This is a genomic window from Phycicoccus flavus (genome assembly GCF_004025965.2).
GTDB classification, from domain to species: Bacteria; Actinomycetota; Actinomycetes; order Actinomycetales; family Dermatophilaceae; genus Phycicoccus; species Phycicoccus flavus.
This window is the reverse complement of sequence record NZ_SAYU02000146.1, coordinates 1-1,118: the sequence shown is the minus strand read 5'-3', so window position 1 is coordinate 1,118 and position 1,118 is coordinate 1. Positions and strand designations below refer to the sequence as shown.

The window sequence follows — 1,118 nt, the reverse complement described above, 5'->3', positions numbered from 1 at the left end:
GCGCCGACCTCGACCAGTGGCGCGAGGCCCTGGCCACCCCGACCACCGCGGTCTTCTTCGAGACCCCGAGCAACCCCATGCAGGAGCTCGTCGACATCGCCGCCGTGTCCGACCTCGCGCACGCCGCCGGGGCCACCGTCGTCGTCGACAACGTCTTCGGCACGCCGGTGTTCAGCCACCCGCTGGCCCACGGCGCCGACGTCGTCGTCTACTCGGCGACCAAGCACATCGACGGCCAGGGCCGGGCCCTCGGCGGTGCCGTCCTCGGCCCGCGCGAGTTCGTCGAGGGGCCGGTGAAGAACCTCATGCGCCACACCGGGCCGTCGCTCTCGCCCTTCAACGCGTGGGTGATGACCAAGGGCCTGGAAACCCTCGACCTGCGGGTGCGCGCCATGGCCGGCTCGGCGCTGACCATCGCCACCGAGCTCGAGCGGTGGCGCGACGACGGCCGCGGGCTCGGCCGGGTCGTCTTCCCGCACCTGCCGAGCCACCCGCAGCACGACCTGGCACTGCGGCAGCTGGAGGGCGGCGGCGGCACCGTCGTCACCCTGGAGGTCGAGGGCGGCAAGGCGGCGGCCTTCGCCATGCTCGACGCCTTCCGCCTCGTCGACATCTCGAACAACCTCGGCGACGCCAAGTCCCTGACGACCCATCCCGCGACGACGACCCACCGCCGGCTCCCGCCCGAGGCGCGCGCCGCGGTCGGCATCACCGACGGCACCGTGCGCGTCTCCGTCGGCCTCGAGGACGTCCAGGACCTCCTGGCCGACCTCGACCAGGCCCTCGCGGCGGCGGAGGCGACCCGCCGCTGACCCCCCTCGCCGCCTGTTAGCGTCCGAGCATGACCTCTCGCGACACCGTCTCCGTCCAGCGGCTCATCCCGAGCCCCCCGGAGCCGATCTTCGACCTGCTCGCCGACCCGGCCGGCCACGCGCGCATCGACGGCGGTGAGTCGGTGCGCAAGGCGCGCAGCGGCGGGCGGCGTCTCGGTCTGGGCGACCGGTTCGGGATGGACATGAAGATCGGCGTCGCCTACTCGACGAGCAACACCGTCATCGAGCTCGAGGAGAACCGGCGGATCGCCTGGCAGACCCTCGCGGGGGGCGCGCTGTCGCGGC

Annotated in this window: 1 protein-coding gene and 1 pseudogene; both read left to right on the top strand. The window is 73.6% G+C overall.

The genetic code is table 11. From position 1 onward, the window contains the following. Positions 1–812: aminotransferase class I/II-fold pyridoxal phosphate-dependent enzyme (locus EPD83_RS20245; RefSeq protein ID WP_165567083.1), on the top strand; the 812-nt coding region annotated here is incomplete at its 5' end. A gap of 29 nt (positions 813–841) precedes the next feature. After that, positions 842–1,118 (top strand): annotated as a pseudogene (locus tag EPD83_RS20240) (polyketide cyclase / dehydrase and lipid transport); the annotation flags it as partial.